This is a genomic window from Carnobacterium sp. (assembly GCF_032094055.1).
Taxonomy (GTDB): Bacteria; Bacillota; Bacilli; order Lactobacillales; family Carnobacteriaceae; genus Carnobacterium_A.
The window spans coordinates 18,127-24,654 of record NZ_DAMDAK010000005.1 but is presented as its reverse complement, the minus strand read 5'-3'; the positions used below and the strand labels follow the sequence as shown (position 1 = coordinate 24,654).

General features: G+C 35.8%; 7 protein-coding genes and 1 riboswitch. All 7 genes read right to left on the bottom strand.

Annotated features, from left to right (window positions below; all coding sequences use genetic code 11):
• The coding region (locus RT405_RS01565) for a DEAD/DEAH box helicase (protein ID WP_313466990.1) at positions 1–271 on the bottom strand (271 nt) is incomplete at its 3' end.
• Positions 264–1,331, bottom strand: coding sequence for a helix-turn-helix domain-containing protein (locus RT405_RS01560; RefSeq protein ID WP_313466988.1), 1,068 nt, complete (start codon positions 1,329–1,331; stop codon positions 264–266). The genes RT405_RS01565 and RT405_RS01560, both read right to left, overlap by 8 nt.
• Before the next feature lie 188 nt (positions 1,332–1,519).
• Positions 1,520–2,104, bottom strand: a complete 585-nt coding sequence (locus tag RT405_RS01555; protein WP_313466986.1) for an ECF transporter S component — start codon at positions 2,102–2,104, stop codon at positions 1,520–1,522.
• 137 nt (positions 2,105–2,241) lie between these two features.
• Positions 2,242–2,365, bottom strand: a riboswitch (FMN riboswitch).
• A 76-nt stretch (positions 2,366–2,441) separates the two neighbouring features.
• On the bottom strand, positions 2,442–4,256 hold the full coding sequence (locus RT405_RS01550) for an ATP-binding protein (protein WP_313466984.1): 1,815 nt from the start codon (positions 4,254–4,256) through the stop codon (positions 2,442–2,444).
• Between the two features lie 8 nt (positions 4,257–4,264).
• The gene (locus RT405_RS01545; RefSeq protein ID WP_313466982.1) at positions 4,265–4,987 is read right to left on the bottom strand and encodes a response regulator transcription factor; all 723 of its coding nucleotides are present in this window, start codon (positions 4,985–4,987) and stop codon (positions 4,265–4,267) included.
• A 160-nt stretch (positions 4,988–5,147) separates the two neighbouring features.
• Positions 5,148–5,885, bottom strand: a complete 738-nt coding sequence (locus RT405_RS01540; protein WP_313466980.1) for a pseudouridine synthase — start codon at positions 5,883–5,885, stop codon at positions 5,148–5,150.
• A 31-nt stretch (positions 5,886–5,916) separates the two neighbouring features.
• Positions 5,917–6,504 carry an SMC-Scp complex subunit ScpB gene (gene scpB, locus RT405_RS01535; protein WP_313466979.1) on the bottom strand — a complete coding sequence of 196 codons (588 nt, stop codon included), beginning with the start codon at positions 6,502–6,504 and terminating at the stop codon, positions 5,917–5,919.
• Between the last annotated feature and the right edge of the window lie 24 nt (positions 6,505–6,528).

Here is a 6,528-nt window from a genome sequence, read left to right as displayed (position 1 = left end):
TGATAGCCGCTACTCTTTTTTCTCCCATCATTTTCATTTGTTCTACTTGATCTTGCATTAAAGACAATAGTGGAGAGACAATCAAAACAATTCCATCCAAACAATAGCCGGTAAGTTGGTAACAAATTGATTTCCCGGTACCAGTAGGCAGCATCACTAAGGTATTGTCGCCTGATAATGCAGCTAAGATGGCTTCTTCTTGTCCTTCACGAAAGGAGGTATAGCCAAAACGCTGATACAAAATTTCTTTGATTTGTGTGTGTTTATTCATTGCGGTGGTTCCTTTCTATCTGAGCTAACCGATACCACAGAAAAAGAATCTCAGGTTTTTTCTCTACAACTTCATGATACGCAATTGTTGGCTGCTCTTCTAAAAGTTGTTTTACTGTATTAAAATCTTTTTCAGACAGAACCAAGGATAAGTCGAATGCCGGTTCCACAATATACAATTCAATGGTATGTTCCGATACTGTACTAAATTTTAACTGGCGCAATTTGGCTGTTTCCTCGAGAGAATGTCCCTCTAATAGATAGCTTTCGGTAACGATTGCGCTTTGCGTGATCCCGCGGTATTCTTTATTGATTGCTTGATAAATGGAATGAAATAAAGGAACCTCTTGCTGCTGTTCTTCTATTACTTTCCAAATCCAAGATAGAGAATCTAGTAAAAGCAATTCGATTTCAAAAGGATCCAACTGATAAGAATCAGCTAATTGTTGACGTGTCTTGCCGATTTTATGATGGCCTGACAGACAATCCACAATTAATTCAGCATTTAATGATGGTAGCCGCTTTAATAGCAAGATCCATTCTTCACCAAATTGTTCAGCCAGCTCTTGTTTGTTTTTTGATTGCTGTTTCAGCCATTTTTTTAACCACATTTGTTTTTCCCATTCTTTTTCAATCGGCAAATAATGACTGTTGTGGTAGCGTGATTCAGACAGCACTTGCGTGATCAGCAGAATAATTCGCCAAAACTGTTTAAGAGCTGTACCATTTACCAATAGGTTTAGATGAACAGGATACGTATGATCCGAAAAGTACTGTTGGCAATACAACCTGCCTTCTTCTGTTAAAACATATTCTTCTTTAACTTCAGCTTTTTCGATCAGTTCTAAGCGATCTAATTTCTCTATTATGTAGTTGAATTGTTCTCTCTTAAATTTTGGAAACAAAGAAAAATAAGAACCCAATTTATAGTGCTGAGCATTATAAAGAATAGAAGCGGTTCTCTTCCCTGTAACGATATGGTAAAGCGTAGCGCCTTTTTTTGAAATCGTTCTAGAAAATAAGGATAAACAGAAACTTTCAAGATAGGTTAATTTATGCAAATTTTCTAGCCTCCTTCTACTGGCTCTTTTAAACCAGTTGTTTTCTACCTAGTTATACCATCCCGAAAAACTCGTCTGGTAAACATAATATACCAAAAAACGGTTCTAAATACTTTATAATTCTTTATAACATCAAAAAATGATTCCGCAATTTTTTCGCGAAATCATTTTTAGTAAAACAAATGAAGTTATTTCATACAACTTGCTTCAGATAATTGATTTTTAAAGATCCAAGGTTTCATTTTAGCAAAGAGAGCTACAAATACAGTGCTGACAATAATTCCTTTACATATATTGAATGGAACCACACCATAAAAAACGTATTGTTGTACTGGCCCAACGTTAAAGTTTAACACCGCAAAATAAAGCGGGATCAATACATAGGCGTTTAAAAATGACAAAATGGTTGTCAATGAAACTGTTCCTAGTACATTTGCCAAAACAATATTTTTAGTTGTTTCCGTTTTATTGCGCATCACGTAATAGATCGGTAAGCAATAGGCAATGGAAGCTATTAAACTTGCAGTATCGCCAATCGGATATCCTGCATCTCCACCAGTTTGAATATAATGAAGAATGGTTCGTATTAAAGCTACTCCTATTCCGGCACTTGGTCCGTAAATAAACATTCCAAGTAAAACAGGTATATCGCTAAAATCGATTTTCAAAAAAGAAACACCTGGAATAATTGGAAAAGCAAAAAACATTAAAACAAAGGCTACAGCAGCAAGCATTGAAACCCCGACTAACTTTTTTGTACGACTATTTTGCATAGTAAATCCTCCTGAAAGGATTCATCAGCATGAGCATTCTTGGGCTTACTTAAGAATTTGATCCAAAAAAATATGCTCGTCTAATTTCTCTTCAGAAAATTAAACAGAGCATATGAACACGTTCGAATTCAAATAAGCCCCATCTTCTTTATCCAGACTTTACTGTCGGTACTGGAATTAAACCAGTTCAACCAGATAATGCTATCTAGCTCGTGGACTATACCACCGGTCGGGAATTACACCCTGCCCCTGAAGACGAATCTATTATTTTTTTAGTACTTTTCTGTACTATTAAAGTATACAATGTTTTGTTTCAATTTGCAAGACTTACTTTCTTTTAGTCAGCTTCATCAAGTTCTTCCATATAAGGAAAATGGATCCTAAAACTGGTGACTTTGTTAGGCACGCTGATAACTTCAATATATCCGCCATGTTCTTCAACGATATTCTTGACAATAGACAGCCCAATTCCAGTACCTGTCTGGCTGCTTTTGCTAACGGTTCTTGACTTATCTGCTTTGTAAAAGCGGTCAAAGATATAAGGTATATCTGCTTCTGCAATACCCGGACCATTATCGATTACTTCCATTTGCACCTCATCCGTAATTTTATCCACATGCACCCATAGTTTCACATGAGCATCATTTCGTTCGGACAAAGATGCGTGGCGGATGGCGTTATTGATTAAATTAACAAATACTTGGTTCATTTTATCTTCATCCATATAATATTTTTTTACAGATGGTTCAATTTCCAGACTCAAATGAACTTGATTTTTTTCTGCCATTCTATTGAAACGAGATAAAATTTTCATGAAAAAGGCTTCTAAATCTACTTCAACAGGAACTAAATCAATGTATCCTGCTTCCATTCTAGATAAATCGAGCATCTCATTAACTAAACGGTTCATTCGTTTAGATTCATCTCCGATAATACTAGCCATTTCATGTTTTTCTTCATCTGTTTCCGCTACATCATCTAGAATGGCTTCACTATACCCTTGGATCATCACTAAAGGTGTCCGTAATTCATGAGAGACATTATTAATAAAGTCGACCCGCATTTTATCTAAACGACGTTCTTTTGTTAAATCTTGCAAGGATACTAAAACACCACGAACATTTTCTAAGTCTTCATCAAATAAAGGAACCAATGAGATTTGAAAATAAAAATCATTGATCATCGTATCATGATAAACCTTTTCTGATTTGTTAATGACCTCATCAATTTTGTCTTCTAAAAAATCGGGTAAAGACTGTTCCTCAGTCCCCTCACCATTGTTCCAATTACGCAAAAAGTTTTCGCCTAATGGATTGGACATCAATAGAGTCTTATCTTGATTGTAATAAAGAATTCCGGTAGAAATAGAAGAAACAATATTTTCTAATAATTCTTTTTCTTGGCGCGTTGCAGTCCCAGTTGTTTCTAATGATTTGCGCATTTTATTCATGGCTAAAGCCAATTGTGAGAGCTCATCCTTGAAGTTTATAGGAGCTTCTTGTGAAAAGTCATTTTTAGCGTATTCAAATGCTATATCTCTTAACGTATTTAACGGTTTGCCTAAACGGTTTTGTAAATAGTAGAAAAACAAAACAGATAATATTCCGTAAAAAATAAAATTAATTAAGGTCCACTGGTTCATTTTTTTCTCAGTTTCGTTTAAAGAAGCTAAATCAACAAAAGAATACAACGCACCCTTTTTTCCATCTAACGTAAAATTCTTTATTCGAAACATAAAAAGGGTATTTTGACCCGACCCAATTTCAGCTTTACTAATAATCTGAGTGTCTCTTCCCATATTTACCGCCTGTGTTACATCTTCGTTAGCTAACAACTTCTTTTTGCTAGTGGGAACGGGTTGATTGGTACCTGTATAGGAATCCGTTACGAGTTGGCCATCTAGATAAATCTCCATAAATAAGTGAGTATCATGCGCTTTAAGTTTATCTAAATTTTCCATTAAAAAATATGGTTCTTTTTCTAGATACCCCTCTATTGATTCAATAGACTGTTCATAGTCTATTAGGTAGTTTTTTTCTATGTTATTTTGGTAAATTCGTCCATATATCTCATTAGTCGTAATAAAACAAAAACCAATGATAAACATGGTGATGCCCCACGTTCGAATCGTAATGCTGTTTAATTTACTCATATATTAGCCTACTTTTTTTCTTCCGAATAAGAATTAAATTTATAACCTAATCCCCAGACAGTCACAATCATTTTTGCAGCTTCTTCAGATTGTTTAGATAGTTTTTCACGTAAGCGCTTAATGTGGGTATCAACTGTTCTTAAATCACCAAAAAATTCGTATTTCCATACTTCGCGCAAAAGCTGTTCACGTCCAAATATCTGATCGGGTGATTGAATAAGATACAACAAAAGATCGTATTCTTTCGGTGTTAAGTTAACCGGCTTGCCCTCTGCTAAAACACGATGGGATTGATTATCAATTTCAATATTAGGTGTAACAATTAAATTAGGATTTTCTTTTTCTTTCTCTTTCTCCACATGTGTTCTTTTTAAAACAGCAGAGACGCGCAAAACGACTTCTCGCGGGCTAAACGGTTTTACGATATAATCATCTGCACCTACTTCGAATCCTTGGATTCGATTAATTTCTTCCCCTTTAGCAGTCAACATCATAATGGGCGTTTCTTTGTGTTCGCGTAATTTTTCCGCAAATTCAATGCCATCCATTTTAGGCATCATAAGATCCAAAAGGATTAAATCATAGTCATTTTCCAATGCTAATTCCAATGCTGCTTCTCCATTGTCTGCTTCAGTGATCACATAGTTTTCGCGCTCTAAATACATTTTTAATAAGCGGCGAATCCTTTCTTCATCGTCTACAATCATTAAGTTCAGTGTTTCGTTTTCCACTGTTTCTGCACCTCCAACATTAAATCCCTTATCATTCTGTTCAATCTTAATTATACACAACTTCCATTTTTGCATATAGTTATAAGTCTTTTTATATGTAGTTTTAGCCCCAGACTAAGAACATGAATAGTGCTATCGCTAGTCTGGAGCAGCTTTTCAATTAGTTTATTTCTTTTTTATTTTGCTTCACTAAATTGCGTAATTGATTAATTTCAAATGATTTCAGCTCACGCCATTCTCCAGGTCGTAATCCAGATAAATTCAAGGTTCCGTAAGTTTCTCTTTTTAATTTTTGAACAGGGTGTCCGACAGCTTTAAACATATTTTTTACTTGTTGGTTCCGTCCCTCATGAATCGTTAATTCTACCATTGAAACATTTTTGATTTTATCAGCAGAAAGTAGTTTAACTTTAGCCGGCGCTGTCTTTCTCCCTTCGATCACAATACCTTTTTCTAGTTTGCTTAATGACCGGTTATTGATCAATCCCTCAACTTTTGCAACATACGTTTTATCAATATGAAATTTTGGATGCATCAGCATTTGCGAAAGCTCTCCATCATTCGTTAAGATCAATGCTCCAGTCGTGTCGTAATCCAAACGACCAACTGGATAAATACGTTGTTCCACTTGAGGAAACAAACCCGTGACAACCTGCCGATCTTTATCATCAGAAACCGCTGAAATCATGTTTCTCGGTTTATTCAGTAAGAAGTAAACCGGTTCTTCCCGGTCAATTGGAATACCGTCGACTTCCACTTTGTCTGAACTTCCTACTTGTGTTCCTAATTCTGTAACTACTTTACCATTTACTTTAACATGCCCTTTAAGAATTAGTTCTTCCGACTTTCGCCTAGAAGCTACTCCAGCATGAGCCATTACTTTTTGCAATCTTTCCATATTTACCAGCTACTCCTTAACGATCAATTTTTTATTCATTGTCTGTTTCTGAAAATTGTTGACTAAATCGTTCGAAAAATAAATCTGATTCAGTTTCAGCAGAATGTTCTTCTATTTCTGTTAGTTTTGGCAAATCAGCTAATTCCTTTAATCCGAAGTAGTCTAAGAAATAACGGGAGGTTCCATATAATATCGCCCGGCCTGGCCCATCAACTCTGCCTTTTTCTTCAATCAAATCTCTGATCACCAGCTTTTGGATCGCCCCGCTTGTTTGTACTCCCCGTATTTCATCAATTTCCATTCGAGTTAATGGTTGTTTATACGCAATGATTGCTAATGTTTCTAATGCAGCTTGCGATAAATTAGTTGACAATGGCGAAACTGCATAGGACTTGATCACATCAGCGTATTCTTTTTTGGTTGCCAGCTGGTATTGCTCCCCAACTTCCAACAACATTAAGCCTCGTGTCATCGAGGTATCACATTCTTTTTGCAGTTGCATTAAGAGTTGATAGGCTTCTTGTGTCGAACAAGATAGAATCGAAGCAATCTCTGCTAAAGATAATCCTTCATCTCCTGCAACAAAAAGCAAGGCTTCAATAGCTGCTGTTTCATTCATCCTCTCACACTCCTTGTTCTTTTG